Raw genomic sequence first — 26,845 nt, 5'->3', positions numbered from 1 at the left:
CCTCGGCGACGGAAACATCCATTACAATTTGTCTCCGCCGGAAGGTCGTGCCGATTTCGACGGCAAGGCCGAGCTGTTCGCAGAGGCGCTGTCATCTCTTGCCACTCAGATGGGCGGCAGCTTTGCCGCCGAGCATGGGCTTGGCCGGGCAAAGGTGGTCATGGCCGACCGCAATCGCGGCCTGGTGGAGCGAGAGCTCATGGCGCGGCTCAAAGGCGCGTTCGATCCGCTGGGCACGATGAACCCGGACGTCCTGGTTCGCGCCTCTCGGGAAAGAAAAACTTTCGAATAGACGGCATTTCTTGGTTTCGTCTCGATGCGCCAGCGTGCACGTATGAATCCGAAAGGCAGGCTCGATCCGCTTGCCGCCTGAATGAAGGATGTCGCAGCATGATCCGCAATGGCGGTCGCCTTCTTGTCGAATGCCTGATCGCGCTCGGCGCGACCAAGAGTTTCGGTGTGCCGGGCGAAAGCTATCTGGCCGTGCTGGACGCGCTGCACGACACTCGTGGAAAGCTGGACTACGTGCTGTGCCGCAACGAGGGCGGCGCGGCATTCATGGCCTCGGCCTATGGCAAGCTGACGGGTTCGCCGGGCATCTGCTTCGTGACGCGCGGACCGGGTGTCGCCAATGCGTCCATCGGCGTGCACACGGCGATGCAGGACAGTTCGCCGATGATCCTGTTCGTCGGCCAGGTCGGCACCGACATGCGCGGCCGCGAAGCGTTTCAGGAAATCGACTACCGCGCGGTGTTCGGCACGATGGCGAAATGGGCGGTGGAGATCGACGCTGTCGAGCGCCTGCCGGAAATCATTGCCCGGGCCTGGACCACGGCGCTCACCGGGCGGCCAGGCCCGGTGGTGATCGCCCTGCCCGAGAACATGCTGACGACGCTGACCGATGTCGCGGCGCTCAGCGGGCCTGCCAGGGTGTTCGAGGCCGCGGCCGATGCCGATGCGCTGGCCGAGGCCCGGTCCATGCTGGCCGCCTCCAGCAGACCGGTGATCCTGATCGGCGGTGCCAACTGGTCAGCTGACGGGCGTGCCGTGCTCCAGGCTTTCGCCGAGACCTCCGACATTCCGGTGGTCGCGGCGTTCCGTTTCCAGGATCAGTTCGACAATGGCTCACCGGTCTTCGTCGGCGAGGCCGGTGTCGGCATGGTCCCGCATGTCAAGAAGCTGATCCGGGACGCCGATGTGATCCTGGCGATCAATGTGCGCTTCGGCGAGATGACCACGGATGGCTACACGCTGCTGTCTGTGCCCGAGCCGAAGCAGAAGCTGATCCATGTCCACGCTTCGGATCGCGAGATCGGCAAGATCTACGTGCCCTCGCTTGGCATCCATGCCGGGCCGAACGCCTTCGCCAAGGCGCTCTCGCCGGTCAAGGGCGACTGGGGCGCGTGGCGGTCGCAGGCACGCCAAAGCTATGAGGGCACGTTCACCGCGCCTGCCCAGCCGGGCCCGGTCGACATGGTCGAAGTCAGCCGCTGGCTGCGCGAGAACCTACCCGACGACGTCATCCTCACCAACGGCGCCGGCAATTTCACCGTGTGGCCAAACAAGTTCTTCAGGTTCGGGCCAAAGGCGCGGCTGCTTGCACCGCAATCCGGCGCCATGGGCTACGGCCTGCCGGCGGCCATCGCGGCCAAAGTGGCCTTTCCCTCACGCACGGTGGTCTGTTTTGCCGGTGACGGCGATTTCCAGATGAACTGCCAGGAGTTGGGGACGGCGATGCAGGCCGGGGCGCAGCCGATCGTCCTCATCCTGAACAACGGCATCTACGGGACCATCCGCGCGCATCAGGAGCGGCACTATCCGGCGCGCGTGTCGGGAACGAACATCGAGAACCCGGATTTTGTCGGCATCGCCCGGGCCTATGGCTTCCACGCCGAGCGGGTCGGCGCGACGGGGGAGTTCGCCGGCGCTTTCGGCAGGGCGCTGGCATCCGCGACCGGCGCGGTCCTGGAGCTGGATATTTCCCCGGAGGCGATCACGCCGCGTCAAACCCTTTCCCAAATGCGCGACGCAGCGCTCGCTTCGCATAAGGCCAACGCATGACCAGTACGGCAAATGACATCCGTCTCGGCGCGGATATCGGCGGCACGTTCACCGATATTGTGGTCGATGTGCGCGGCACGATCTTTTCCACCAAGATCCTGACCAACTATGCCGCCCCCGAACAGGCTATCCTCGACGGAATCGAGATCGTCGTGCGCGACGCCGGCATCACGCTGGCGGACCTCGACATCGTCATTCACGGCACCACGCTGGCGACCAACGCGCTCATCGAACGGCGTGGCGCCAAGACGGCATTGGTCACCACCGAAGGGTTTCGCGATGTCATCGAGATGCGCACGGAAAACCGGTTCGAACAGTATGATCTGAACCTGAAGCTGCCGCCGCCGCTGATCCCGCGCGAGCATCGCTATACGGTCAAGGGGCGCATCGGCGCGGACGGAAAGGAATTGCAGCCGCTGGACGAAGCAGCGCTCGACGAGATCGCCGACAGCATCGCCGCGGGCGGCTTCGGCGCCGTCGCCATCGGCTTCATCCATTCCTACATGAACCCGGTGCATGAGCAGCGGGCACGCGCGATCCTCGCCAGAAAGCTGGACATACCGATTTCCATCAGCGCTGAGGTCTCGCCGCAGATGCGCGAGTTCGAACGCTTCAACACGGTTTGCGCCAATGCCTATGTCCGGCCGCAGATGGCCGACTATCTGGTGCGCCTCCAGGTGCGGCTGAAGGAGATGGGGGCGAACTGTCCGGTGTTCATGATCCACTCGGGCGGCGGACTGATCTCGATGGAAACCGCGTCCGAATTTCCGGTGCGCCTGGTCGAGTCCGGTCCGGCCGGCGGTGCCATTTTTGCGGCCGACGTGGCGCGGCGCTTCGACCTGGACTCCGTCGTCTCCTACGACATGGGCGGAACGACCGCGAAGATCTGCCTGATCGAGGACTATTCGCCGCGCACGGCGCGGACCTTCGAGGTCGCCCGCACCTATCGCTTCTGCAAAGGCTCCGGCATGCCGATCTCGATCCCGGTCATCGAGATGATCGAGATCGGCGCCGGCGGCGGCTCGATCGCCTGGGTCGACGCCATGGGCCGCATCCAGACCGGCCCGGAAAGTGCCGGGTCCGAACCCGGTCCCGCCTGCTACGGGCGTGGCGGCAGCCGCCCGGCCATCACCGATGCCGACCTGGTGCTGGGCAAGCTCGATCCCGACAATTTCGCCGGCGGCGCCATCAGGCTCGACACGCAGGCTTCCGAGCAGGCGATCACCCGCGATGTCGGCACCCGGCTTTCGCTCAATTCCGTTTCCGCCGCTTTCGGCATCTGCGAGGTCGTCGACGAGAATATGGCCAATGCCGCCCGCGTCCACGCGGTGGAAAACGGCAAGAACATCTCCGACAATGTCATGATCGCCTTTGGCGGTGCAGCGCCCCTGCATGCGGCGCGGCTGTGCGAGAAGCTTGGCGTCGAACAGTGCCTTGTCCCGCAAGGCGCCGGCGTCGGCTCGGCCATCGGTTTTCTCAAGGCGCCGTTCGGCTACGAGGCGCTGGCTTCCAAGCTGATGCGGCTGTCGCGCTTCGATGCATGCGAGGTGAATGCGCTGCTCGACGGGCTGAAGACGACTGCCGAGAGCTTCGTGCGAGCCGGCACTAACAATGCCATCACCCGCGAGATCACCGCCTTCATGCGCTATGCCGGCCAGGGTTGGGAAATCCCGGTGCCGCTGCCCGACAGGGCGTTCAAGCCCGGCGATGAGGTGAGCCTCAAGGACGCCTTCCGGGACAATTATGCGCGCTTCTTCGGCCGTGCCATTGATGGCCTCGACGGATTGGAAATCGAGATCGTCACCTGGTCGGTCAAGGCGCAGGACGTGCGGCCGGCGCCCGCAAGGCACGAGATCACCATGGGGACCAGGACCGTCGCCGCTTCGCAAACGCGCGAGGTTTTCGATCCGGCGACCGGAACCGTGCAGGTTTCAGCCATCATCGAACGCGCCGACCTTTCGCCAGGGGATCGCATCAGCGGTCCGGCGGTGATCGTCGAGCGTGAGACGTCGACGGTCGTCACCACTCTCTTCGATGCCGCGCTACAGAGCGACGGTTCGATCCTCCTGATCCGCAAAGGGGTCCAGGCATGAGCGACATCTTGGAAATCCGCATGCAGGTGATGTGGAATCGCCTGATTTCGGTGGTCGAGGAGCAAGCGCTGACCCTGTTGCGTACGGCCTTCTCCACGTCGGTGCGTGAATCGGGCGACCTGTCGGCCGGCGTGTTCAATCCGCGCGGCGAGATGCTGGCGCAGGCCGTGACCGGTACGCCCGGGCATGTGAACACCATGGCCGAGGCCGTGCTGCAGTTCATGAACGAGATCCCGCGCGAGGAGATGTACGAGGGCGACACCTATGTCACCAACGATCCCTGGAAAGGCACCGGCCATCTCCATGACATCACCATGGTCTCGCCCTCGTTCCTGAACGGCGAACTGGTGGCATTCTTCGCCTGCACCGCGCACGTGGTCGATGTTGGCGGACGTGGCTTCGGCGCCGACGGCAAGTCAGTCTACGAGGAAGGAATCCAGATCCCGATCATGAAGTTCGCCGAGCGCGGCAAGGTGAACCTCGATCTGGTGAAGATCCTGCGCGCCAATGTGCGCGAGCCGAACCAGGTCGTCGGCGACTTCTATTCGCTGGCCGCCTGCAACGAGGTCGGCCATCGCCGCCTGGTCGACATGATGAAGGAGATCGGCCTGGCATCGCTGGACAGGCTGGGAGAGTTCATCTTCACGCGCACGCATGACGCGACGCTGGAGCGCATCAAGGCGCTGCCGAAAGGCACCTGGTCGAACGAGTTGGTGACCGACGGCTACGATACGCCGGTCAAGCTGGTGGCAGCTGTCTCGATTGAGGACGACCATTTGAATGTCGATTTCTCCGGCACCGATCCGACAAGCCGATGGGGCATCAACGTTCCGATCATCTACAGCAAGGCCTATGCCTGCTACGCCCTGAAATGCGTCGTGGCGCCGGAGATCCCGAACAATGCGGCCTCGCTTGCTCTGTTCACTATATCGTCGCCGACCAACATCCTGAACGCCCCGCGGCCGGCGCCGGTCTCCCTGCGGCACGTCATCGGCCATATGGTGCCCGATCTGGTGCTGGGCGCGCTGGCCAAGGCGCTGCCGGGCCAGATCCTTGCCGAAGGGGCGGCGGCACTGTGGAACATCCACATCTCGGTCAGGCCGGTCGCCGGGAGCGATGGACGCCGCGCCGAGGTGCTGATGTTCAATTCCGGCGGCATGGGGGCCCGCCCGACGTTGGACGGGCTGTCCGCCACCGCCTTTCCGTCCGGTGTCCATACCATGCCGATCGAGGCGACCGAGCACACCGGGCCGATCGTCATCTGGCGCAAGGAACTGCGTCCCGATTCCGGGGGCGACGGGGAATTTCGCGGCGGCCTCGGCCAGATCCTCGAAATCGCGGCCACTGAAGGCCACGAGTTCGATTTTTCCGCCATGTTCGACCGGGTCAACCATCCGGCCAAGGGACGCGATGGCGGCAAGGACGGGATAGCCGGCATCGTCAGGCTCGACGATGGCACGCTGATGCGCCCCAAGGGCTGGCAGCACGTTCCGGCAGGGCGTCGTCTGGTGCTGGAACTTCCTGGCGGTGGCGGCTATGGCGATCCCTCCAGGCGCAGTACGGAGGCGCGGGCACAGGACGTGTCCAGGGGCTATATTTCGGAGAAAAGCCGATGAGCTACATTTCCTCGCGCCTGTCCGTGGTCAAGCCGTCGGCTTCGATGGCCGCCTCGCAGGCGGCCAAGGCGCTACGGGTCAAAGGCGTCGACGTCATCGACCTTGGCCTTGGCGAACCTGATTTTCCGACGCCTGCCCACATCATCGAAGCGGCCTATGCAGCCGCCAAAGCGGGCCAGACCCTCTACACCGCCGCAGCCGGCTCGCCGGAAGTGCGCGAGGCCGTGGCCGGGAAGTTCAGGCGCGAGAACGGACTGGACTACACGGCCGACGACATCGTCGTGGCCAACGGCGCCAAGCAGATCATCTTCAACGCGCTGATGGCGACGCTGGAACCCGGCGACGAGGCCATCCTGCCCGCGCCCTATTTCGTCTCCTATCCTGAGATGGTGAAGCTGCTAGGCGGCACGCCCGTCACGGTCGAATGCAGGGAAAGCGGCGGCTTCAGGCTGACGCCCGAACTCTTGGAAAAGGCGATCGGGCCGAGAACCAAGTGGCTGTTCCTGAACATGCCCGGCAATCCATCCGGAGCGGTCTACTCGGCCGACGATCTCAAGGCGCTTGGCGCTGTCCTTGCCAGGCATCCGCAGGTGCTCATCCTGTCGGACGAGATCTATGAGCACATCATCTTCGATAACCGCGAATTCGTATCCTTCGGCAAGGCCTGCCCTGACCTCAAGGACCGAAGCCTCATCGTCAACGGCGTGGCCAAGGCCTATGCGATGACCGGCTGGCGTGTCGGTTATGCAGCCGGCCCGGCACCACTCGTCAAGGCGATGTCGATCATCCAGAGCCAGTCGGTCACTTCGGTCTGCTCGATTGCCCAGGCGGCGACGGTCGCCGCACTGAATGGCCCGCAGGACGAGGTGGCTCGTTTCCGCGATGCATTCGAGGCGCGCAGGAACCTGGTCGTCGATGGCATAAGGCGCATCAACGGCCTGACGCTGCCGCCGCCGGAAGGAGCTTTCTATGCCTATATCGGTTGCGCCAGCCTGATCGGCCGCAGGACCCCAAAAGGCGTCATGCTGGAGGACGATACGGCGGTGGCGACCTATCTTCTGAACGAAGGCCGCGTGGCCTCGGTGCCGGGCACTGCCTACGGACTTTCACCTTATTTTCGTATCTCCACCGCCACCAGCGAGGAGGTGCTTGCCGAGGCGATCGCGCGGATCAACGCCGCCGTCGCGCAAGTGGAGTAGACCATGCCGCATTACGAACGCATCCTGATCACCGGCGCCGCCGGCCGGCTTGGCTCGGAACTGCGAAAGGGGCTGGTGCCGCTGGCAAAAACGATCCGCCTGGCGGGTCGCGAACCGTTCGGCGATCTTGCTCCTCACGAGGAAGAAGCGGTCTTCGATCTCGCCGACATGGAGGCTACACTTGCGGCCACCAAGGACTGCGACGCGATCGTGCATTTCGGCGGTGCGCCGCTTGAATGCGAATGGCAAACGATCCTGGATTCCAGCATTCGCGGATCCTACCACATCTACGAAGGCGCCCGGAAACACGGCGTGAAGCGGGTTATCTATGCTTCCTCGGTGCATGCCATCGGCTATCATGAAGTCGAAGCCCATATCGGCGTCGATGCGCCGGTGCGCCCCGACAGCCTCTACGGCGTGTCGAAGAATTTCGTCGAAAGCCTGAGCCGGCTCTACTGGGACAAGTTCGGCATTGAGACGGCTTGCCTGCGTATCTTCTCGTCCTTTCCCGAACCGGCCGACCGACGCATGCTGTGGTCGTATCTTTCCTTCGCCGACTGCGTTCGTCTGGTCGAAGCAGCACTGACGGCGCCGCGCGTCGGGCACACAATCTCGTTCGGCATATCCGACAACAAGCTGAAAATGGTCGACAACAGCGGCGCCAACCATCTGGGGTTCATCCCGCAAGACAGCGCCGAGCCATTCCGCGCAGCGGTCGAGGCGAAGACGCAGATTCCGGATCCCAAGGCGCCATCGGTGAAGTATCTGGGCGGGTGGTTCTGCGAGCTTGGCCATCCGGACGACAAGCGGGCGTAACTATCAAAAAACCAATCCGCTAGATGGCGAAGACGAAACATCCACCAACACCCCTACGGCTCCCTGCAATTCACGGCGACAGCCGAATAATGATCATGAAGCGCTTCCGGGACGTTCAGGCCAGGGCGACACCGGCGATCGTGCAAGACCGTAGGCTCCGGCGATCACCCCCATGCCTCCGGTGTGCTTCTGAGGTTCGGTGCCGTCTGCCATGTAGGCTTCCGCGATCACCTGTTCTGATGCAGGATCGTCTCGGCCGCAATGAAGCCCCAGGTCAGGTTCGGGCCGAGCGTGGTGCCGGCCCCTACGGCGCGCGTGCCGATGGGGTTGGCCATCGCAAGCCCTGCCGCATAAAGGCCGGGAATGATCGAGCCGTCCGGTCTCAACACCTGCGCCCGCTCGTTGGTCCGGGCCCCGCCCTTGGTGCCGAGGATCGAGCGATTGATCGTCATGCCGACGTAGGGCGCCTTGTCGATCGGCTTCAGCCGGTTCTCGGGGCCATGCGCCTTGTATGCCTCCCAACCATTATCGCCGCGGTGGACGTCCGCATCGTGCCCGTTCTCGCAACAGCCGTTCCAGCGCGCGATCGTCTCCTCCAGCGCCGCCGCCGGCAACCCGAGCTTGGCGGCAAGGCCAGCGATGGTATCGGCCTTCTTGATCCAGTCGCGCTCGTAGGAGGCATACCAGCGGAAAGGCAGCGAGGTTTTGAGGAAACGATTATCGCCAACGAGATAGCAGGGCAGATGGACGGGCTCGCCATCCGGTCCGCGCGCATCGATCGCCTCGCCGATGTTGAAGGCGTTTTCGCTGACAAAGCGCTTTCCCTCGCGATCGACCACGATCGAATGCGGCTCGGCCTGGAAGGTCATCGGCAAGCCGTGCGACTGTCCCTGGTAGCGCGTCGGCAGGCAGGGATAGACGTTCGCCTGATCCATGCGGTCCAATTGCGCGCCGACGGAAGCCGCAAGCTTCTGGCCGTCGCCCTCATTGCCGCGCGGGCTGCCGATCCGGTCGAAGGCGCCGGGGAAGTGGCGTGCGCGCATCTCGGCGTCCCATTCGAAGCCGCCGGTTGCGATGACGACGCCGCGGCGCGCGACGATCTTCGTGCGCCGGCCCTTGCTCTCCACCTCCGCGCCGGCGATGCGTGAGTCCGGATCCTGAAGCAGGGTGACGGCGCGCGTTCCCGGCTGAAAGGTGACGCCGGCATCGAGGCAGCCCTTGATCAGCCCGGTCATCAGTGCCGTGCCCTGGCCGCCGGAATTCGTCAGCCATCGCCATAGAAGCTTCGGCCAGACCTTGAACCCGGCGCGGATGGGATGGTGATAGAGATCGAGGTCGACGATCTCCTGGTAGGTAAAGCTGTGCGGCAAGGTGGAGCGGCGCAGACTCCGCGCAAACTTGCCGAGGAGACGGCGGCTGAGCGGCCTCGGCGAGAGCATGCGGCCATAGAGTTTCCCGCCCGGCGCTTCGGCAAAGGGATCGGGCTCGTTGATCAAGCGAAAATCGAGCGGCGTGTTGACGGACAGAAAGTGCAGCATGTCCGGCGCGGCCTTGGCGAAAGCGCCCCAGAGCGCATCTTCCTTCTGCTCCCATCCTTCGGGCGCGACCGCACGCAGATAGGCGAGCGCATCCTCGCGGCTGTCGGCGATGCCGGCTTCGGCCGCGACATGGTTGGCGGGTATCCAGACCCCGGCACCGGACATGGCCGAGGTGCCGCCCAACCATTCGCTCTTTTCGATGACGAGCACCCTGAGGCCACCCTTGGCGGCCCGCAGCGCTGCCGAGCAGGCCGCCGATCCCGAACCGATCACCAGAACATCGTACTCGCCCATCGGCATTCCCCTGCCATCATCGACACAGCACTATATAGAGGCACGAAATTTAATCTGTCTACTATTGTGTCGACACTTTTTGCGCTGTACCCTCTCCAAGTCAGCAACGCGCCCGAACGACCTTCGCAGCTCCATTCGACAGGCAGAGCCATGGACGACACCAACCTTCCACCCGCGCCCTCTGGCATCCATGTTTCCGGAACCGAAACGCGCGAAAGCTACTGGCAGCCGGTTCCCGCAAACGGCCATATCGACGTGGCGCTCGCGCCGCACATCGTCGGCATGGAGCACCCCTTCGCGCTGGGCACGCAGTCGGTAGCGCCCGGCGGCTATGTGCGCGAACACACGCATGACCGCAACGAAGAGACGGTCTATGTCATCGAAGGCCATGGCCGCGCCGTCATCGACGGCAAGGAATATCCGCTGGAACCGGACAGCGTGGTGTTCCTGCCGAAGAATGTCCGACACATGTTCATCAACGACGGCGACACGCGCCTGCGCTGGATCTGGTTGATCGTGCCGAACGGGCTCGAGGATTTCTTTCGCCTGATCGGCAAGCCGCGCAAGCCAGGTGACCGTGTGCCGTCCAATTTCCCGCGCCCCGAAAACGTTCTGGAAATCGAGCGCAAGACGGTGTTCGGGGCAGACCTCGCCGACAAGTTCGATCCCCTGAGGCAGAATCCCTGAAGAAGCCTCGGATGGTGACGCTCGGCCTCATCGGCTTCGGCACGATCGCGCGCGAGATCGTCTCAGCTTTCCCAGTGGACTCGGTTTGCTGGGTGGCGCTGATGCGCGAAGGTACCCGCCGCGACTTGCCGGCGAATGTCAGCACTGTCACGCAGCTTGACGCGCTGATCGGTCCGCGCCCCCGGGCGGTGGTGGAGGCGGCAAGCCAGGAGGCGGTGGCCGCTTATGTGCCCGCGCTTCTCGAAGCCGGCATCCCGACCATCATCGCTTCGATCGGTGCATTCGCCGATCCGATCCTTGCCGCGAGGCTGACCGATGCTTCGCGCAATAGCGGCGCGCGCTTGGTCCTGCCGTCAGGCGCGTTGGGCGGTCTCGACTATCTCAGGGCGATAGCCGCACTTCCTGAGGCGCGGGTGCGCTACACCTCGCGCAAGCCGCCGACAGCTTGGGAAGTCGAGCTTGCCACTCTTGGCCTGTCGGCCGAGCACGACGCGGTATCCCTCTTCGAAGGCACGCCGGCGCAAGCGGCAAAGCTCTATCCGAAAAACCTCAACGCCGCCTTCGCCGTGGCGCTCGCTGCAGGTATCGACAAAGTCACAGTGCGCGTGGTTGCCGATCCGAAAGCTGCCGGCAACATGCATGAAATCGAGGTCGAGAGCACCGCCGGCACCGCCTCCTTCCGCCTCGTCAACGCACCCTCGCCCAACAATCCGAAAACCTCGATGCTCACGGCGCTCAGTCTCGTCGCGGCGCTTGGCGAGTTGCTCGACAGGGAGGGCCTCAGCTGATGCCCTTCTTCACCGCCGCCGATGGCTGCCGCATCCACTACGAGACATCAGGCAGCGCCGGCCCACGCCTCATCCTCATCTCCGGGCTCGGCGGTGATGGAAGGTTCTGGACTGGTGTGGTACGCCTGCTCGAGGCCGACCATCGCGTCATCGTCACCGACCATCGCGGCGCCGGTCGCAGCGATCGCCCCGAAAGCCCCTATTCCATTCCCCTGATCGCCAGCGACATTGCCGGCCTGCTGGCGCAGACGGGCGGTCCCGCCCATATTGTCGGGCATTCCACTGGTGGCGCCATCGCGCAGGTGCTGGCGCTCGATCATTCGGAACTTGGCCTGAGCTATACGATCAGCAGTTCCTGGGCGCGAGCCGACAGCCGTTTCCGCACGCTCTTCAGCGCTCGCGCCGAACTGCTGGAGGCCGGCTTGGCCGAGACCTATCAGCGCCTCGGCCATGTGCTCTGCCACGAACCGTCCTACCTCGAAACGCATGCCGGGGAACTCGACGCAGCCGTCGCCGCCGCCCCTGACACCCTGGCGCCGCTGACAGTCAGTGCTGCGCGCGTGCGCATGCTGCTCGACCATGATCGCCTTGCCGATCTGCCGCGCATCGACACCCCGGTTCAAGTGATTGCGGCCACCGGCGATATCCTGACACCGCCAGCCCTTTCGGAGGCGATCGCTGCGGCAATACCGGATGCCCGGTTTGTTTCAGTTCCCGGTGCGCATTTTCACCCCCTCGCCGACCCCGAAGGTCTTGCCGCCATCATTCGCCGTTTCATTGTCGAAGCTCACCTTGATCGCAAAGCATCATGATCGCTGACCTCAGCCCCGCCCTCCTCGACCCGCGCCTCAAGCCTGGCGCCGAGCTCCTCGCCGAAGGACGCGTCATGGCGCGCGACTGGCGCCTCGGCAGCTGCCGCTTCCTGACCGAGACTGGGATGCCGTCCGAAGCCGCATGGAAGCGCAAGGCAGCGGCCGAAAAGCGAGTCATGCAGCACGCCCATATCGGCTTCAGAAGCGTCGACCGCACCGTGGCCGCGATCGGCGAGGTGCATGAGCAATGCCGCAAGGCAGGGGTAACGGTCGACCGTTTCGGCATCACCCTCGACTGGTCGATGGGTTATCCCCAAGCCATGCGTGCAAAGGCCGCGCGCGGCACCGGCATCGTGCTCACCGGCCCCGAGGATTTCGCCCGCATCACCAACGCCGCGCCCGCTGCCGCGCATTTCGGCGACTTCATGCTCGGCCTGCCGGGCGCGGTGGAAAACACCCGCGCCGCCATCGCCGCCGGTGCAACGGCCATCGGCAATCTGGGGCAGTATTTCACCTTCCGGCTGCCCTACTGGGACGATGATGTCGCGACCACCGAAGCGACCGTCACCGCCCTCGGCCTGATTGCCGCGCAGGATGCCGAAATCCTTGTCCATTCCAATCTCGACGACGGCTTCGCCGGGCTGTTCATCGACATGGCCTGCGCGCTCGGCATGGTGCTGGTCGAAAAGCACATCGTCGAGGATCTGATCGGCGCGCGGCTCGGCCATTGCTACGGCCACCACTTCAGCGATCCACTGTCGCGCGCTGCCTTCCATGCCGCGCTGGTGCGGGTCAGCGATACGCCGGGCACCATGATCTTCGGCAACACCGTTTCCTACCAGTCGACCCCGGCAGGCAATTACGCAACCCTGGCGAGTTATCTCCTGGCCGACATACTGGCTGTCGGGCGATGGCCCTCCGGCCATGCGATCAATCCGGTACCGGTAACCGAGAACCAGCGCATTCCCGATGTCGACGAGATCATCGACGCACAAACCTTCGCGCACCGGCTCACGCTGCACGCCCCCTTCTACGACCCCGTCTTCGACTGGGCCAGGGTGGAGGCGATGGCCGATGTGCTGGTCGAAGGCGGGCGTCGCTTTGCCGGTGCCGTCATGAAAGGGCTGGCCGAGCGCGGGGTGGATACCGAAGACCCGGCCGCGCTGATGTTCGCCATCCGCCGCATGGGGCCGAAGCGCATGGAGGCGCTGTTCGGCCCGGGCGCGGACGGCATCCGCGGACGCACGCCGCTGATCCATGCCGAATGGGCGCGCGAGCTCAACCACAAGGCCGTCGCCTGGGTCGCGACGCAAAAGCCGCTGGAAAGCCCTAGACCCCTGACCGTCTGCATCGGCACGACCGACGTGCATGAGCACGGAAAATATCTCGTCGAACAGGCGCTTGAAGGCCTGGGCATCGTCATCGCCGATGCCGGTGTGGCCGTCGACCCGGAAACACTCGTCGCCCGCGCCGCCGAAACCGGGGCCGATGCGATCGCCGTCAGCACTTACAATGGCGTGGCGCTGCGTTATGCACAGGCGGTGAAAGCAGCGATGGCGGCACGCGGACTTGCCTTGCCGGTGCTCATCGGCGGACGATTGAACGAAGTGCCCAAGGAGTCCAATTCGGGCCTGCCGGTCGACGTGACCAAGGATATAGCAGACCTAGGCTGCCTGCCCTGCGCCGACCTCGACGAGATGCTGCGTGCCCTGCGTTCCATCCGGCCCGTTGCCTGAAACGGGCAGGCTTCGTCTTACGCAACGACAGGGGCGTGCCTTACCAGGCGGTCATGCCGCCGTCGACCGTCAGGATCGAGCCGGTGGCGAAAGAGGATTCGTCACTGGCGAGCCACAGGATTGCATTTGCGATTTCAACCGGCTGCGCGACGCGATTCATCGGTGAGCGCGCGTTCAATGCCGCGACAAACCCCTGAGGATCGGGATGGGTTTCCAGCATGGTTTCGAAATAGCTCGACCAGGTCACACCCGGTGCCACGGCGTTGACGCGGATCTTGTCCGCAACATGGTCAAGCGCCATGGCACGCGTCAGCGCCGCGACGCCGCCCTTGGAGGCGACATAGGCCGCCCGATCGGCAAGTCCGACATGGGCCACGTTGGAAGCGGTGTTCACGATCACCCCGCCGCCGCCCGCGGCCATGACGGGAATGACATATTTGGAGCAGAGAAAGACGCCCTTGAGGTTCACGGCCATGAGCGCGTCCCAATCCGCCGCCGCGGTGGTGACAACCGAACCGCGTATGCCGTAACCGGCATTGTTGACCAGAATGTCCACCCGGCCGAAGGCCTCTTGCGCGCGGCGCACCATCGTCGCCACGGAGACTTCGTCCGAGACGTCCGCCTCCCAGGCCAGCGCTCCGGTCCTGCCGGCCACCTCGCCGGCCCGCGCGCCGTCGCGATCGACGACCAGAACGCGCGCGCCCTCCTTCGCAAACAGTTCCGTGACGGCCGCGCCGATACCGGCGCCGGCTCCGGTGACGATGGCCGCCTTGCCCTCCAAACGCATGATCGATCCCCTTTTCACAAACTTGTTTTGCCCTATCTTGCAGAAGCGCTTGCAAAGTGTCGACACTTTTGTATTTAATTTCGGCACGAACTCGGGGATATCGGTGAAAAACACTCCTTCCGTCGAACAACATCTGGAAATCTATCGCCGGATGCTGCTGGTGCGGCATCTCGAAGAGGGCCTTGGGGCGCTTCACAAGGAAGGACGCACGCGCGGTCCGATCCATCGCTGCGATGGCCAGGAAGCCGTCGGCGTCGCCGCGACCGCCGTGCTGGAGGCCGGCGACAAGGTCGCCACCACCCATCGTGGCCACGCGGTCTATATCGGCAAGGGCATGGCCGTGCACCCGGTGGTGGCCGAGATCTTCGGGCGGGCCACCGGTGCCTGCGGCGGGCGCGCCGGCCACATGCTGGTGGCCGATGCCGAAAAGGGCGTGATCGGCGGCAATGCCATTGTCGGCGCGGGCATTCCAGCCGCCACCGGCATGGCGCTGTCGATGCAGATCCTCGGCACCGGCAATGTCGCCATGTGCGTCTTTGGCGACGGCGCCGCGCAAACCGGCATCTGCCACGAAGCCATGAACATGGCGGGGCTGTGGAAATTGCCGGTCGTCTTCGTGCTCGAACACAACCAGTTCGGCCTGACCGTTCCCTCCGAGGTCCAGTCGCCGGTCGAGGACCTGTCGATCCGCGCCGCCGGCTACGCGATGCCGGCCGAGATCGTCGACGGCAATGACGCGGTGGCTGTCTACCGTGCCGTGTCGGCCATGGTCGAGCGCGCCAGGCGCGGCGAAGGCCCAGGCATGGTCGAATGTAAGACCTACCGCGTCGAAGGTTTCTCCACCTCCGACATGGGCGGTTACCAGAAGCCGGAGGATATTGCGGCCTGGAAGGAACGTGACCCGTTGCTCGTCTCGCGCAAGGCGCTTTTGGGCGACGTCGGCGAGGCGAAACTCGCGGCAATCGAGGTGGCGGCCAGAGCTGAGGTCGACGAGGCATTCGCGGCGGCCCTCTCCGACCCGATGCCCGAATTCTCGCTCGACGAAGCCTGCAACCCCTACAGCGAGGCACACTGACATGGCCATGATGCGGTATGCCGAAGCGCTCAATGCGGCACTGCGCGAAGAGATGCAGGCCGACCCCTCCGTCTTCGTCTTCGGCGAGGACATCGGACGCTATGGCGGCGTCTTCAAGGTGACGAAAGGGCTGATGGAGGAATTCGGCGAAACGCGGGTGCGCGACACGCCGATCTCCGAACAGGCGCTGACCGCCATGGCCGTGACCGCCGCGATGACCGGCACGCGGCCGGTGCTGGAAATCATGTATGCGGATTTCGTGCCGCTGACGCTCGATGCGCTGGTCAACCAGGCATCGATCTACAATTACATCTGGAACGGCCAGGTCAAGATGCCGTTCGTGCTGCGTACGCAGGGCGGCGGCGGCGCCGGCGCCGGCGCGCAGCACTCCAAGTCGCTCGATTCCATGCTTGCCCACATACCCGGCATCAAGGTCGTTGCTCCTTCGACGCCCGCCGACGCCAAGGGCATGCTGAAGGCCGCGATCCGCGACGACCAGCCGGTGGTCTTCCTCGAGCACAAGCTGCTCTACAACACCCGCGGCGAGGTGCCGGAAGGCGATGTGACCGTGCCGCTCGGCAAGGCGGCAACCCTGCGCGAAGGCAACGATATCTCGATATTCGCCACCTCCAAGATGGTGGTCGAGGCACTGAAAGCCGCGGATCTTCTCGCAGCCGACGGTGTTTCGGCCGAGATCGTCGATCTCCGGTCGCTGCGCCCGCTGGATGTCAACGCCATCGTCGCCTCGATCGCGAAAACGCACCATGCCGTGGTGGTCAACGAGGGCTGGCGCTTTTGCGGCTACGCCGCCGAGCTTTCGGCAACGATCATGGATCACGCCTTCGACGAGCTGGACGCGCCGGTCGCGCGCGTCACGCTGCCGGACATGCCGATCCCCTATTCCGAGCCGCTGGAAACGGCGATGCTGCCAAGTGCCGAGAAGATCCGCACCGCCGCGCTGAAGACGCTGAAGTGACGGAGGCGGCGGCGATGGCGACCCATCCGATCAGCATCGACAGCGCCGGCGGCGAATACATGGAAGCCGTGCTGGTGATCGCCTGGGCGGTGAAGCCAGGCGATCCGGTCAAGGCCGGCGATCTGGTCGTCACCGTCGAGACGGCCAAGGCCGCGACCGAAATCGAAGCCGACCGCGACGGCTGGCTGGCCGAAATCTTCTTCGCCGAGGGACAGGAAGCGCCGGTGGGCGCCGTGCTCGGCACGATCGCGGACGCGAAGCCGATGGCTGGCCAGCCAGCCTCGGTCGGGCCGGCGACAGCAGCCGCCGCGGCAGCCAATCCGCGCGAGCTTGTGGCTGACGAAGCCTCTTCCTCCATCCGGCAGCCTGGCAGCCGCCCGATCGCCAGCCCGCTTGCCCGGCGCCTTGCCGCCGCGGCCGGGCTCGACCTTGCCGCCATTTCGGGAAGCGGGCCGCGCGGACGGATCAAGAAGCGCGACATCGATGCCACCCTTGCCGCTCGCACGAACGAACAGGACGGTGCAGGCCAGCGGGCGCCAGCCGCAGTCCAGGCATCGCCTGTCGCCGCGCCGGCCCGGCAGACGGTGCCGGTGGTCCTCATCCACGGCTTCGGGGCGGATCGCTCCGTGTGGCGGCAGGTTGTCCCGTTGCTCGGGCCGGGGATCGAGACGATCAGCCTCGACTTGCCCGGCCATGGTACGGAAGCGGCAAGACCTGCAAGCATCATCGAGGAGATCGCCTTCCTCCTCTCCGACCGGCTGGAGGGGATGGGCGTCGGCAATGCCCATCTCGTCGGCCATTCGCTCGGCGGCGCGGCGGCTCTGGCGCTCGCACGACTGGGCCGTTTTACGGTACGCTCTGTCACACTCCTTGCCCCTGGCGGGCTCGGCCCCGAGATCAATGCGGGCTTCCTTGCCGGGCTCGCCCGCGCAACAACCGTCCCGGCGCTTGAGCGATGGCTGGCGGTCATGGTCGGCGACCCCTCGGCCCTGCCGGTCGGTTATGCGCAGGCCGCACTCAGACAGCTGGAAAAGACCGGCAATCGCGACGCGCTCACTGCGATGGCCGAAAGCCTGTTCCCGGACGGCACGCAGGGTTTCGATCTCGCGGGCGCGCTTGGCGAACTCGCCGTCCCGACGCGGCTCATCTGGGGCAGGCTCGATCGCGTCATCCCGGTCGCCCATGCGGCCCGCGCGCCGGGCTTCACTGCCGTTCATCTTCTCGATGGCGTTGGCCATGTACCGCAGATCGAGGCACCGGCGCTCACCGCCCGGCTCATCGCCGATACGGTGCGAAGTGCCGGCTGAGCCGGCAAGACCATCACGCCCGCGTCAAGGGCGCCACGACAGAATGTCAGAAGGAGTGCCGATATGATCTTCGACCATCGCACCTACACCGCCCGCCCCAACAAGCTGTCGCATTTCCTCAAACTCTACGAGGACGTCGGCCTGCCGATGCAGCGGCATTATCTGGGCGAGCCCTTCGGCTTCTTCCAGACGCATATCGGCGACCTCTCGCGCACCGTGCATCTGTGGAGATATGAAAGCCTTGCCGACCGGGAGGAGCGGCGCGACCGCATGGAGGCAGACCCGGAATGGCAGGCCTACCGGCGCAAGGTGATCGAGACCGACTATCTGCTCGACATGCGCAACCAGATCCTCAAACCCGTCTCGTTCTTCAATCCGGGAAAATAAGATGGACCTGACTTTCTCGACCGAGGGGCGCAGCTGGCCGCTGCGCCTGACTGGCGATGCCGAGCGCACGCGCCGCGCGCTGCTTTCGGCCTTGCCGATGCGTCTGCAGCTGCACACGCCGAAGATCGCCGGCAGCCATATCTATTGGCATGCTCCCTTCGTCGAGGATATCGAGGGTGCTACGCATGTGCTTTCCGCGACCGCCGGCGCATTCATCTACTGGCCGGTGCGGCAGTTCCTCGAAATCACCTTCGCGCCGCTTCAGGCGGAGAATGCCGAGATCACCGTTCTCGGCCATCTCGACGCGCCGGTGGAAGGCATTGCCGAACTTGCCGCGACACTGAAACAGGACCAGGGCCGCCGCATCCTGGAAGGCACGCTTGTCCGGTCGGATGGCGGCGTGTCCGAGCCTTCGCCGCCATCGTCGCTGCCACAGGATATCATTGCCGCTCGCAAGGCGCTGTGGGTGTTCTGTCCCGCCGACATCAGCCGGGTCACCGCGTCACGCGCCATCATGCACCCGGCAGGGCCTGTCTTCACCGCGGAATCAGAAGCGCGGGTGCTGCACGAATTCCTCTGGTGGATCCGCGCCGAGCGCGGCCGGAAGGACGAATTGGTGCTGCGCCAGGCGGCAGCAATCGCGCTCGACAAGACCGCGACCCGGCTACGCGATTTCTGCCACATGGAGGAAACGCCTGCCCTGCTTTTCCGGCTCAAGGCGGCGATGGACGGCAACTATCCGCTCGGTGCGCTGATGGACGAGGCGATCCTGGCTACCGGGCGGGTTGGCGCTTGGATCGATCTTCTCATCCCGTGGAACGACCTCAACGAGGCCTTCCGCGCTGCGCTTGACGGCAGGAGGGCCGGATGATGGAAAAACTGACCATCGGCATTGTCGGTTTCGGCGTCATCGGGCAGCGCTGGACGGCTTGCTTTGCCCATGCCGGCCACGCGGTGCGCGTGTTCGACCCGACAGAGCGGCGCGAAGCGGCTTTCAACGAGGTGCTGCCTGCACTCATGGCCGACCTAGACGCGTTGAAGGGATCCTCGCCCTCGCCCGGCGAGATCCATCTTTTTCCGACGCTCGCCGAGACGCTCCAAGGCGTCGATTTCGTGCAGGAGAACGGTCCGGAAGACCTGGCCCTCAAGCGCCGGCTGCTCGCCGAGATCGAAGATCATGTCGGTGACGAGATCGTCATCGCCTCCTCCTCCTCGGCCCTGCTGGTGTCCGACATGCAGGGCGAGTGCCGCCTGCCCGGCCGCGTCGTGCTCGGCCATCCCTTCAATCCAGCGCATCTGATGCCGCTGGTCGAGATCGTCGGCGGCAAGACATCGGATCCACAAGCGATCGCCCGCGCACGCGCCATCTATGAAGCCATCGGCAAGAAGCCGGTAACGCTCAACCGGGAGGTGACCGGCCATATCGCCTTGCGCCTGATGGGCGCCATGTGGCGCGAGGCGATCGCTCTGGTGCGAGACGGCGTCGCCTCGGTCGAGGACGTGGATCGTGCCTTCATGTATGGGCCGGGCGCGAAATGGACCCTGCAAGGTTCGTTCATCTCCAACAGCCTCAACGCCGATGGCATCGAGGACTTCCTGCGCAAATATGGCCCGACCTATCAGGCGATCTGGGACACGCTGCTCGACGCAAAGCTTGACAGCGAGACCATCCGCTCGATCACAGCTTCGACAAATGCGGCGGTAGGCGGGCGCAGCCACGAGGATCTGAAGGCCGCGCGCGAGCCTGGCCTGGTCGGCATTTTGAAAACAGTGGCCGCACACGGTGCACTCTAATCGTCACGGAGAATGGCCATGACCTATCGCACCGCCCTCGTCACCGGCGCCTCGAAAGGCATCGGCGCAGCGATCGTCGAGAGCCTGATCGCGGAAGGATTGACCGTCCATGCGCTGGCGCGCAGCCGTGGCGCGCTACAGGTCCTGCAGGAGAGGCTCGGGCCACGCGTGAAACCGCTTGTCGCCGATGTGCGCGACAACGAGGCGATCGCTTCTGCGCTCGGTGCGGCGGAAATCGATGTCCTGGTCAACAATGCCGGCGGTTTGGCGACCGTGCGCCCCCTGCACGAACAGAGCGCGGAGGAAACAGCCGAGGTGGTGGCGCTGAACCTCACCGCACCCTTGCAGCTCATCCGCATGTTGCTGCCGGGCATGATCGCGCGCAAGCGTGGCCACATCTTCAACCTGACCAGCACGGCAGCCAGCGGCGTTTTTCCCGGCACGACGACCTACGGTGCGGCCAAGGCCGGCCTTTCCCAGGCCGGTCGCATCCTGCGCTATGATCTCGCGGGCACCGGCGTGCGGCTGACCGAGATCGCCCCGGGCCGTGTGGAAACGGATTTCTATCTGAAGGCCTTCGACGGCGACCGCGAGGGCTTGCGCAAGCGCATGTACTCGCAACAGCGGCCGCTCGGCCCGGCCGACATTGCCGCCGTGCTTGCTACCGCGCTGCGGATGCCGGATCATGTCGACATCAGCGAACTGACCGTCGCGCCGAGCGAACAGGCGCCCGGCGGCCATACCTATCCGCCCGCGCCGCAACGATGAGCATGCGTGGCGTCAGCGACGCCGCGCCTCAGTCCGGCTCGGTCAATTTGTCGAGCACGGCCGTGCAGGCCTCCTCCCAGGCCGCAGGCACTCCGCGCGCCGAAAGCACCTGCAGACCCCGCTCGGTGATGCCGCCCGGTGTCACCAGCTCCTCGAGCATCTGATGCATCGGCTGGTCTTTCTCCTCAATCAGCCGCCCGGCGGCCACGAACGTCATCGCCGTCAGCCGGCGGCCAATTGCCGGATCGAGACCTCGCGCGCTCGACCATTCAGTCGTCCTGCGGATCAGATCCTGCACCCAGCCATAGATGGCGGCATTGACCGTCGCCAACTCGAAGTCCGTTTCGCTGGCCAGAGCGATCGAGGGGCCAAGCCAGTCGAGGACCGCCCGCGCCTGCTCAAGGTCGGGGAAATAGATCGTCGGACTGGCACAGATTTCGGAAGCCGTGAACGGCATGGCGCGCACCGCGCGCGCAGGCGCGACAGCAAACCGCGATAGCGCTACGCCGGCGCAAACCGAAACCATTGTTTGGTCCGTGCGCCACGGCAGGCCAGCGACCGCATCCGGCGCATGCACGGGCCGCACCGCAACAATGACGACATCGGACTGTTCGACGAGATCGCGATTGTCGATTGCCAGCCGAAAACCGTGCCGGGCGGAGAGCGCCGCCGCCTTGCCCCGCGGCGACAGCACGATCGCCGCGGGATCAAGCCCGGAACGCAAGAACCCAGCCAGCATGGACGTCGCCAGATGCCCGACCCCAAGAATGCCTACAATCATTGTTGTCCCCCGGATTTGAACCTGCTGCTTGCCATTCACACGAAGTTGGGAAAGAAAGGCGGCTCTACAAAGTGTCGACACAGCCTGCATACAAATCAGATGAGAACCGACGTGACCGAACGAGCCGAGACCAGTGCCGATAGCGACCCGTCCCTTGCCGCTGAAGCGGAGACGCGCCGCGCTGCCGATAGCAGCGAACGCGCCTACAACACCATCCGCAAGCTCCTGGTCGAATTCAAGCTGAAGCCCGGAGAGCGCATCAACGAGGTCCAGCTTTCGCGCGGCCTTGGCCTTTCGCGCACACCGATCCGCGAGGCGCTGAACCGGCTCGCCTCCGAGGGTTTCGTTTCGCTCACGCCCAATCGAGGCTTTTTCGTCAGAAGCCTCAGCACCGAGGGCCTGCTCGATCTCTACGAGTTCCGCTCGATCATCGAGTGCGCTGCTTTCAAGCTGATGTGCGAGCGCGCCGACGACAGCGAAATCGACCGGCTGCGGAGCTACTGGGAAGCGATCGTCGACGCCTACCCGGACCAGCCGCCGGATGTCATCCTGGCCGAGGACGAAGGCTTCCATCTGCTCATCGCCGAACTCTCCGGAAATCCGGAACTTGTCGGCCAGCTCAGCTCCATCAATGCACGCATCCGCTTCATCCGCCGCATCCAGATCGAACATCCTTCGCATGACAAGGCGCAGATCACCTCCCATTCGGCCATCGTCGAGGCTGCCGTCAAGCGCGATGCCGAGAACGGCGCGAAACTGTTGCGCGAACATATCGAAATGACCGTCTCCGCCACGCAGCAAGCGCTCAAGGACGCCTTGCTCAAGGTTTTCGCGCCCGACAATGGCGCCGAGCTGAAGCGTCGCCGAAGGGCTCGCGACGCATAATCGATATCTGAGCACAAAATTGAACGCAATAGTGTCGACACTTTCTTGACGACGATCCCTTTGTCTGCTTCGATGGGCTTACACGGGGAAGAAGACCGCAACGGCCTCCCCTGTCGTAGTCAGCAGCTAAGGGGAACCATGATGAAAAAATCTATCGCCACACTTCTTCTCGGCGCCTCGCTTTTTGCAGCGCCGGCCATGGCCGAGCAGATTACCGTCGGAATGTCCGCGCCGCTCTCGGGCGCGCAGGCCTATTTCGGCAGCACCTGGCACAATGGCTTCAAGCTCTACGTCGACAGGCTGAACGCCGATGGCGGCGTCAATGGCGTCACCATTGCCTATGACCAGCAGGACGACAAGGCCGACCCGCGCGAGGGAACGCTCGTCGCCCAGAAATTCTGCGACAATGACAAGGTCGTGCTTGGCCTGGTGAACTTCAATTCCGGCGTCGCCCAGTCGACGCTGCCAATCTATGAAGACTGCACGCTGCCGACCATGACCTTCGGCTCCAATCCGTCTCTCACCAAGCAGGGCTACAAGTTCATGGTGCGCCCGGTGGCCAACGATCTGGCCGGCGCATTGTTGCCAGCCGAATATGCGCTGGGCAAGCTCGGCGCCAAGACTGCCGTGATCGTCAACGACAAGCAGGTCTTCGGCCAGGGCATTTCCGAAATCTTCGCCAAGAACTTCGAAACCGGCGGCGGCAAGGTCCTCGATACCATTGCCGTGGCGCCATCCGACGTGGACTTCACCGCTGTGCTGGCCCAGATCAAGTCCAAGAAGCCCGATGCGATCTATCTCGGCGCCGTCATGCCGCAGCTTGCGCTGTTTGCCAAGCAGATGCACGAGCAAGGTATCGCCGCCGTGCTAATGGTGCCGGACGGCGGCTACACGCCGGACCTCATCAAACAGGCCGGCGAAGCCAATGTCCAGGGCACGCTTGTCGCGATCCAGGTGCCGCCGATGGATGCCTCCCCCGAGATCGCCGATTTCGCCAAACTCTACAAGGCGAAATATGGTGAGGAAGCCGGCCCGTATTCGATCTACGGCTATGTACAGGGCCAGATTTTGGAACAGGTGCTGAAAACGACGAAAGGCCTCACGCGTGAGGACCTCAACGCGGCATTGCATGCAGTTAAGGCGAAGACCGTCGTCGGCGAGCTGGAATTCGACGAAACCGGCGAACTCAAAGTCGCCCCATCCTACCTCTACAAGGTGGAGGGAACGGGCTTCCATCTCGTCGGTTCGAAATAGCAGCCAGACCGCCGGAGCCGCATCGCTACGCGCGAAGCGGCTCCTTCACCTGTTGACGGGCGTGCCTGCCGCAAGTACGGGCGGCCACGTCGACCATTCCCCTTCCCGGTTCGACCGGTCCATGGGGTTGCAGGCACAGGACGCCGGCCCATGCTGGGAAATCTTATCCAACAAACGGTAAATGCCCTGACCATCGGCTCGATCTACGCCCTGATCGCGCTCGGCTACACCATGGTCTACGGCGTGTTGCGCATGATCAACTTCGCCCATGGCGAGATGTTCATGCTCGGCGCCTATGTAGCGTTTCTGGCGCTCAGCCTGCTGGTCGGCGATGTCGGGATGTCGGGCGCGCTGGCGCTTACCGCGGCCTTTCTCGTGGCGATCTTCCTCGTCGGCCTCATTGGAGTCGGCATCGAAAGGGTCGCCTACAAACCGCTGAGAAGCTCCACCCGGCTCGCGCCGATGCTGTCCTCGCTCGGCGTCTCATTGTCGCTCGTCACCGGGGTGCAGATCCTGGCCGGCCCACAGCCAGTCGCCTTTCCCAGCTTCTTCCCCGTCGTCCGATATCAGGTGATGGGCGGCACCATCACCTTGATGCAGATCGGCATCCTGATCGCCGCCTTCGTGCTGATGTTCGGCCTGCATGTCCTAGTCAACCGGAGCCGTATCGGCATCATCGTGCGCGCCGTATCGGAAAGCCGACCGACCGCACAGCTGCTTGGCATCAACGTCAACGGCGCCATCTCCATGGTGTTCTTCGTCGGGCCGCTTCTCGGCGCTGCCGGCGGCATCCTCTATTCCAGTTACTATGGCATCATGTCGCCCAGCATGGGCGCCGTCATCGGGCTGAAGGCCTTCACCGCGGCCATCCTCGGCGGCATCGGTTCAATCCCCGGCGCCATGCTCGGCGCCTTCATCCTGGCTTTTATCGAAGTGTGGGGAACCGCGCTGCTGCCCATTGTCACAAACGGCGTGCTCGGCACCGAGTATCGCGACGTTCTCGCCTTTGCGATCCTCATACTCGTGCTTCTGGTCCGTCCTGCCGGTATACTCGGCGAGGCCGTCTCCGAGGAAAGCATCGTGTACAAGAGGGAATTCTGATGGCCGCCGCCGACACTCTCGCCGCGGCCCGGCCGCGTGCGAACCGGACCATCTCCTGGCTCGTCTTCGCCATCGCGATCGCGCTGATCATGGCCACGCCCTTCCTGCCCAACTACCATGTCCGTGTCCTCAACAGCCTGCTGATCTACATCCTGCTCGGCATCGGCCTGAACATCGTGATCGGCTATACCGGGCTGCTGGATCTCGGCTTCGTCGCCTTCTACGCGGTCGGCGCCTACAGCTATGGGCTGCTGGCAAGCCCGCAGCTCGGCCTGCATATGCCGTTCCTGCTCATCCTGCTCGTCGCCGCCTGCCTGGGTGCGGTCACCGGCATATTGCTCGGCATTCCGGTGTTGCGATTGCGCGGCGACTATCTGGCCATCGTCACACTTGGCTTCGGCGAGATCATCCGCATCATCATCAACAATCTCGACTGGCTGACCGGAGGGCCGCAAGGCATTGCCCGGCTGGACAAGGCGTCGATCCTCGGCATACAGATTGCCCGGCCGATCGACTTCTTCTGGCTGCTGCTGATCACCGTGCTCATCGTCGGCACCGTGGTCTGGCGGCTCGAGCGCTCCATCCTCGGCAAGGCGTGGGCGGCGATCCGCGAGGACCAGGATGCCGCGCGCGGCATCGGCATCAACACCACCAATGCCAAGCTTGCCGCTTTCGCCACCTCGGCCACGATCGGTTCCATAGCCGGCGCGATCTTCGCCGCATCGCAGCGTTTCGTCAGCCCGGAAAGCTTCACGCTGCAGGAATCGGTGCTGATCGTGCTGATGATCGTGGTCGGCGGCATCGGCAACATCTTCGGCATCGTCGCCGGCGCGGCAATCCTGATCCTGCTGCCGGAGCTGCTGCGCGAATTCGCCGAATGGCGCATCCTCTTCCTCGGTCTTTTGATGATCTCGCTGATCATCGCGCGCCCGGCCGGCATCGTGCCGCGCAGCTTCGGGCCGGAGAAACTGATCCGAGGGCTTTTCGGAAAATGACGCTGGTCTTTCAGAGCCTTCGCAAGGTGTATGGCGAGGTCGTCGCCATCGACGGCGTGTCGACCGACTTCGCTCCCGGCATAATCCACGGCGTGATCGGACCGAACGGCGCCGGCAAGTCGACGCTGATCAACATGACGGCTGGTTCCTACACAGTGTCGTCGGGCTCGATCACGCTCGACGGCAAGCGTCTCGACAAACTCAAGAAATACCAGATCGCCAATTCGGGAATTGCCCGCACCTATCAGAACATCCGCCTCTTCGACCAGATGTCGGCGATCGAGAACCTTGAAGTCTGTTTCTATCCCGCCGAGGTTGCGGCCGCCTGGAGGGAAGTGATCTGGCCACCCTATGCCAACGCCCAGCGCCGGCGCCGGCGTGAGAAATGCATGGAAATCCTGCGGTTTTTTGACCTTCAGGGCTACGCCGACGTCGATGCCGGGGGCCTGCCCTATGGCCGACAACGCATGCTGGAGATCGCCCGCGCCTTGGTCGCCAATCCGCGCGTCCTGCTGCTCGACGAGCCCGCCGCCGGATTGAACCACCACGAGACGGCGGAACTGACGGCAAAACTCACCGCGTTGCGTTCGCCCGACCGGATCATGATCGTCGTCGAGCACGACATGGATCTCGTCATGACACTCTGCGACAGCATCATCGTCATGCATCATGGGAAACTGCTCTTCCGGGGCACGCCCGCCGAAGTGCAGGCAAGCACCGACGTCCAACTCGCCTATCTGGGAACCGCCAATGACATCGACGACATCCGGGCCGCTGCTCAGAATCGCCGGGCTCAGCTCGGGATACGGGCGCGTCGGCGTTCTTGAGGGCATCAGCATTGACGTCGATCCGCACGAGATCGTCGTCATCCTGGGTCCGAACGGCGCCGGCAAGACGACGCTGCTCAATTCCGTTTCCGGCGTGGCGCGGCCCACCGCAGGCAGCATCGCGTTCGAGGGCCGCGACATCACCGGGATGCGCCCCGAACAGGTCGTGCGTCTCGGCATCACCCACTGCCCGGAAGGCCGCCAGATCTTCCAGCGCCTGACGGTGGAGGAAAACTTGGTCGCGGCCCATATCGGTCGCGGCGGGGAG

Annotated in this window: 26 protein-coding genes; 23 read left to right on the top strand and 3 right to left on the bottom strand. The window is 64.4% G+C overall.

Annotated elements, in window-relative coordinates; genetic code table 11:
- From EN969_RS00675 to EN969_RS00650, 6 genes are all read left to right on the top strand, one after another.
- Nucleotides 1-292 (top strand): FAD-linked oxidase C-terminal domain-containing protein (locus EN969_RS00675; RefSeq protein ID WP_281059994.1); only part of this gene is annotated, 292 nt, incomplete at its 5' end.
- Between the two features lie 98 nt (nucleotides 293-390).
- Complete coding sequence (locus EN969_RS00670; protein WP_063168727.1) at nucleotides 391-2,061, top strand: thiamine pyrophosphate-binding protein; 1,671 nt, start codon at nucleotides 391-393, stop codon at nucleotides 2,059-2,061.
- Nucleotides 2,058-4,154, top strand: a complete 2,097-nt coding sequence (locus EN969_RS00665) for a hydantoinase/oxoprolinase family protein (RefSeq protein WP_063168728.1) — start codon at nucleotides 2,058-2,060, stop codon at nucleotides 4,152-4,154. Before EN969_RS00670 ends, EN969_RS00665 begins: the two co-directional genes overlap by 4 nt.
- Nucleotides 4,151-5,770 carry a hydantoinase B/oxoprolinase family protein gene (locus EN969_RS00660; protein ID WP_063168729.1) on the top strand — a complete coding sequence of 540 codons (1,620 nt, stop codon included), beginning with the start codon at nucleotides 4,151-4,153 and terminating at the stop codon, nucleotides 5,768-5,770. The genes EN969_RS00665 and EN969_RS00660 overlap by 4 nt, the downstream gene beginning before the upstream one ends.
- Nucleotides 5,767-6,969: a pyridoxal phosphate-dependent aminotransferase gene (locus tag EN969_RS00655; protein ID WP_063168730.1), complete on the top strand. Its 1,203-nt coding sequence runs from the start codon at nucleotides 5,767-5,769 to the stop codon at nucleotides 6,967-6,969. Before EN969_RS00660 ends, EN969_RS00655 begins: the two co-directional genes overlap by 4 nt.
- A gap of 3 nt (nucleotides 6,970-6,972) precedes the next feature.
- Nucleotides 6,973-7,785 (top strand): NAD(P)-dependent oxidoreductase, encoded by an 813-nt coding sequence (locus tag EN969_RS00650; protein WP_063168731.1) that lies wholly within the window; start codon nucleotides 6,973-6,975, stop codon nucleotides 7,783-7,785.
- 227 nt (nucleotides 7,786-8,012) lie between these two features.
- On the opposite strand, the gene EN969_RS00640 is transcribed toward EN969_RS00650, so the two are convergent.
- The gene (locus tag EN969_RS00640; protein WP_206525122.1) at nucleotides 8,013-9,617 is read right to left on the bottom strand and encodes an FAD-dependent oxidoreductase; all 1,605 of its coding nucleotides are present in this window, start codon (nucleotides 9,615-9,617) and stop codon (nucleotides 8,013-8,015) included.
- Nucleotides 9,618-9,767: 150 nt separating this feature from the next.
- On the opposite strand from EN969_RS00640, the gene EN969_RS00635 reads away from it, so the two are divergent.
- From EN969_RS00635 to EN969_RS00620, 4 genes are read left to right on the top strand one after another with little or no spacing between them, the layout of a single operon-like run.
- Nucleotides 9,768-10,304: a cupin domain-containing protein gene (locus EN969_RS00635; protein WP_063168733.1), complete on the top strand. Its 537-nt coding sequence runs from the start codon at nucleotides 9,768-9,770 to the stop codon at nucleotides 10,302-10,304.
- Nucleotides 10,305-10,315: 11 nt separating this feature from the next.
- Nucleotides 10,316-11,092: an aspartate dehydrogenase gene (locus tag EN969_RS00630; protein WP_063168734.1), complete on the top strand. Its 777-nt coding sequence runs from the start codon at nucleotides 10,316-10,318 to the stop codon at nucleotides 11,090-11,092.
- On the top strand, nucleotides 11,092-11,904 hold the full coding sequence (locus EN969_RS00625; RefSeq protein WP_063168735.1) for an alpha/beta hydrolase: 813 nt from the start codon (nucleotides 11,092-11,094) through the stop codon (nucleotides 11,902-11,904). Before EN969_RS00630 ends, EN969_RS00625 begins: the two co-directional genes overlap by 1 nt.
- Nucleotides 11,901-13,640, top strand: a complete 1,740-nt coding sequence (locus EN969_RS00620) for a cobalamin-dependent protein (RefSeq protein WP_063168736.1) — start codon at nucleotides 11,901-11,903, stop codon at nucleotides 13,638-13,640. Before EN969_RS00625 ends, EN969_RS00620 begins: the two co-directional genes overlap by 4 nt.
- Before the next feature lie 40 nt (nucleotides 13,641-13,680).
- On the opposite strand, the gene EN969_RS00615 is transcribed toward EN969_RS00620, so the two are convergent.
- Complete coding sequence (locus EN969_RS00615) at nucleotides 13,681-14,427, bottom strand: SDR family oxidoreductase (protein ID WP_063168737.1); 747 nt, start codon at nucleotides 14,425-14,427, stop codon at nucleotides 13,681-13,683.
- A gap of 103 nt (nucleotides 14,428-14,530) precedes the next feature.
- Here EN969_RS00615 and EN969_RS00610 point away from each other — a divergent pair, with 103 nt between their 5' ends.
- From EN969_RS00610 to EN969_RS00580, 7 genes are all read left to right on the top strand, one after another.
- Nucleotides 14,531-15,502, top strand: a complete 972-nt coding sequence (locus tag EN969_RS00610) for a thiamine pyrophosphate-dependent dehydrogenase E1 component subunit alpha (RefSeq protein ID WP_158515799.1) — start codon at nucleotides 14,531-14,533, stop codon at nucleotides 15,500-15,502.
- 1 nt (nucleotide 15,503) lies between these two features.
- Entirely contained in the window at nucleotides 15,504-16,478 is a 975-nt protein-coding gene (locus tag EN969_RS00605) for an alpha-ketoacid dehydrogenase subunit beta (protein ID WP_063168739.1), read from the top strand.
- Between the two features lie 14 nt (nucleotides 16,479-16,492).
- Nucleotides 16,493-17,785, top strand: coding sequence for an alpha/beta fold hydrolase (locus EN969_RS00600; protein ID WP_127224187.1), 1,293 nt, complete (start codon nucleotides 16,493-16,495; stop codon nucleotides 17,783-17,785).
- Between the two features lie 63 nt (nucleotides 17,786-17,848).
- On the top strand, nucleotides 17,849-18,172 hold the full coding sequence (locus EN969_RS00595) for an NIPSNAP family protein (protein ID WP_063168741.1): 324 nt from the start codon (nucleotides 17,849-17,851) through the stop codon (nucleotides 18,170-18,172).
- 1 nt (nucleotide 18,173) lies between these two features.
- Nucleotides 18,174-19,043 carry a hypothetical protein gene (locus tag EN969_RS00590; RefSeq protein ID WP_063168742.1) on the top strand — a complete coding sequence of 290 codons (870 nt, stop codon included), beginning with the start codon at nucleotides 18,174-18,176 and terminating at the stop codon, nucleotides 19,041-19,043.
- Nucleotides 19,040-19,966 (top strand): 3-hydroxyacyl-CoA dehydrogenase NAD-binding domain-containing protein, encoded by a 927-nt coding sequence (locus tag EN969_RS00585; protein ID WP_063168743.1) that lies wholly within the window; start codon nucleotides 19,040-19,042, stop codon nucleotides 19,964-19,966. Before EN969_RS00590 ends, EN969_RS00585 begins: the two co-directional genes overlap by 4 nt.
- An 18-nt stretch (nucleotides 19,967-19,984) precedes the next feature.
- A complete protein-coding gene (locus EN969_RS00580) occupies nucleotides 19,985-20,734 on the top strand; it encodes an SDR family oxidoreductase (protein ID WP_063168744.1) in 750 nt (249 codons plus the stop codon).
- A 28-nt stretch (nucleotides 20,735-20,762) separates the two neighbouring features.
- On the opposite strand, the gene EN969_RS00575 is transcribed toward EN969_RS00580, so the two are convergent.
- On the bottom strand, nucleotides 20,763-21,515 hold the full coding sequence (locus tag EN969_RS00575; RefSeq protein WP_063168745.1) for an NAD(P)-binding domain-containing protein: 753 nt from the start codon (nucleotides 21,513-21,515) through the stop codon (nucleotides 20,763-20,765).
- 111 nt (nucleotides 21,516-21,626) lie between these two features.
- On the opposite strand from EN969_RS00575, the gene EN969_RS00570 reads away from it, so the two are divergent.
- The 6 genes from EN969_RS00570 to EN969_RS00545 all read left to right on the top strand — a co-directional run.
- Nucleotides 21,627-22,400: a GntR family transcriptional regulator gene (locus tag EN969_RS00570; RefSeq protein WP_063168746.1), complete on the top strand. Its 774-nt coding sequence runs from the start codon at nucleotides 21,627-21,629 to the stop codon at nucleotides 22,398-22,400.
- A gap of 141 nt (nucleotides 22,401-22,541) precedes the next feature.
- Nucleotides 22,542-23,654, top strand: coding sequence for a branched-chain amino acid ABC transporter substrate-binding protein (locus EN969_RS00565; protein WP_063168747.1), 1,113 nt, complete (start codon nucleotides 22,542-22,544; stop codon nucleotides 23,652-23,654).
- A gap of 150 nt (nucleotides 23,655-23,804) precedes the next feature.
- Nucleotides 23,805-24,755, top strand: coding sequence for a branched-chain amino acid ABC transporter permease (locus EN969_RS00560; protein WP_224620706.1), 951 nt, complete (start codon nucleotides 23,805-23,807; stop codon nucleotides 24,753-24,755).
- Entirely contained in the window at nucleotides 24,755-25,750 is a 996-nt protein-coding gene (locus EN969_RS00555) for a hypothetical protein (RefSeq protein ID WP_024504006.1), read from the top strand. The genes EN969_RS00560 and EN969_RS00555 overlap by 1 nt, the downstream gene beginning before the upstream one ends.
- A complete protein-coding gene (locus tag EN969_RS00550; protein ID WP_063168748.1) occupies nucleotides 25,747-26,577 on the top strand; it encodes an ABC transporter ATP-binding protein in 831 nt (276 codons plus the stop codon). The genes EN969_RS00555 and EN969_RS00550 overlap by 4 nt, the downstream gene beginning before the upstream one ends.
- Nucleotides 26,501-26,845 (top strand): ATP-binding cassette domain-containing protein (locus tag EN969_RS00545; protein WP_127418964.1); only part of this gene is annotated, 345 nt, incomplete at its 3' end. The genes EN969_RS00550 and EN969_RS00545, both read left to right, overlap by 77 nt.

Source organism: Mesorhizobium sp. M7A.F.Ca.CA.003.01.2.1, from assembly GCF_003998945.1.
GTDB classification, from domain to species: Bacteria; Pseudomonadota; Alphaproteobacteria; order Rhizobiales; family Rhizobiaceae; genus Mesorhizobium; species Mesorhizobium ciceri.
Note: the sequence above shows the minus strand (reverse complement) of the source record. Positions and strands in the feature narration are given on the sequence as shown.

What these genes read in the sequence shown, in the direction of transcription:
- EN969_RS00670 (WP_063168727.1), top strand. Translation starts at nt 391, where the DNA reads ATGATCCGCAATGGCGGTCGCCTTCTTGTCGAATGCCTGATCGCGCTC.
- EN969_RS00665 (WP_063168728.1), top strand. Translation starts at nt 2,058, where the DNA reads ATGACCAGTACGGCAAATGACATCCGTCTCGGCGCGGATATCGGCGGC.
- EN969_RS00660 (WP_063168729.1), top strand. Translation starts at nt 4,151, where the DNA reads ATGAGCGACATCTTGGAAATCCGCATGCAGGTGATGTGGAATCGCCTG.
- EN969_RS00655 (WP_063168730.1), top strand. Translation starts at nt 5,767, where the DNA reads ATGAGCTACATTTCCTCGCGCCTGTCCGTGGTCAAGCCGTCGGCTTCG.
- EN969_RS00650 (WP_063168731.1), top strand. Translation starts at nt 6,973, where the DNA reads ATGCCGCATTACGAACGCATCCTGATCACCGGCGCCGCCGGCCGGCTT.
- EN969_RS00640 (WP_206525122.1), bottom strand. Translation starts at nt 9,617, where the DNA reads ATGGGCGAGTACGATGTTCTGGTGATCGGTTCGGGATCGGCGGCCTGC.
- EN969_RS00635 (WP_063168733.1), top strand. Translation starts at nt 9,768, where the DNA reads ATGGACGACACCAACCTTCCACCCGCGCCCTCTGGCATCCATGTTTCC.
- EN969_RS00630 (WP_063168734.1), top strand. Translation starts at nt 10,316, where the DNA reads ATGGTGACGCTCGGCCTCATCGGCTTCGGCACGATCGCGCGCGAGATC.
- EN969_RS00625 (WP_063168735.1), top strand. Translation starts at nt 11,092, where the DNA reads ATGCCCTTCTTCACCGCCGCCGATGGCTGCCGCATCCACTACGAGACA.
- EN969_RS00620 (WP_063168736.1), top strand. Translation starts at nt 11,901, where the DNA reads ATGATCGCTGACCTCAGCCCCGCCCTCCTCGACCCGCGCCTCAAGCCT.
- EN969_RS00615 (WP_063168737.1), bottom strand. Translation starts at nt 14,427, where the DNA reads ATGCGTTTGGAGGGCAAGGCGGCCATCGTCACCGGAGCCGGCGCCGGT.
- EN969_RS00605 (WP_063168739.1), top strand. Translation starts at nt 15,504, where the DNA reads ATGGCCATGATGCGGTATGCCGAAGCGCTCAATGCGGCACTGCGCGAA.
- EN969_RS00600 (WP_127224187.1), top strand. Translation starts at nt 16,493, where the DNA reads ATGGCGACCCATCCGATCAGCATCGACAGCGCCGGCGGCGAATACATG.
- EN969_RS00595 (WP_063168741.1), top strand. Translation starts at nt 17,849, where the DNA reads ATGATCTTCGACCATCGCACCTACACCGCCCGCCCCAACAAGCTGTCG.
- EN969_RS00590 (WP_063168742.1), top strand. Translation starts at nt 18,174, where the DNA reads ATGGACCTGACTTTCTCGACCGAGGGGCGCAGCTGGCCGCTGCGCCTG.
- EN969_RS00585 (WP_063168743.1), top strand. Translation starts at nt 19,040, where the DNA reads ATGATGGAAAAACTGACCATCGGCATTGTCGGTTTCGGCGTCATCGGG.
- EN969_RS00580 (WP_063168744.1), top strand. Translation starts at nt 19,985, where the DNA reads ATGACCTATCGCACCGCCCTCGTCACCGGCGCCTCGAAAGGCATCGGC.
- EN969_RS00575 (WP_063168745.1), bottom strand. Translation starts at nt 21,515, where the DNA reads ATGATTGTAGGCATTCTTGGGGTCGGGCATCTGGCGACGTCCATGCTG.
- EN969_RS00565 (WP_063168747.1), top strand. Translation starts at nt 22,542, where the DNA reads ATGAAAAAATCTATCGCCACACTTCTTCTCGGCGCCTCGCTTTTTGCA.
- EN969_RS00560 (WP_224620706.1), top strand. Translation starts at nt 23,805, where the DNA reads ATGCTGGGAAATCTTATCCAACAAACGGTAAATGCCCTGACCATCGGC.
- EN969_RS00555 (WP_024504006.1), top strand. Translation starts at nt 24,755, where the DNA reads ATGGCCGCCGCCGACACTCTCGCCGCGGCCCGGCCGCGTGCGAACCGG.
- EN969_RS00550 (WP_063168748.1), top strand. Translation starts at nt 25,747, where the DNA reads ATGACGCTGGTCTTTCAGAGCCTTCGCAAGGTGTATGGCGAGGTCGTC.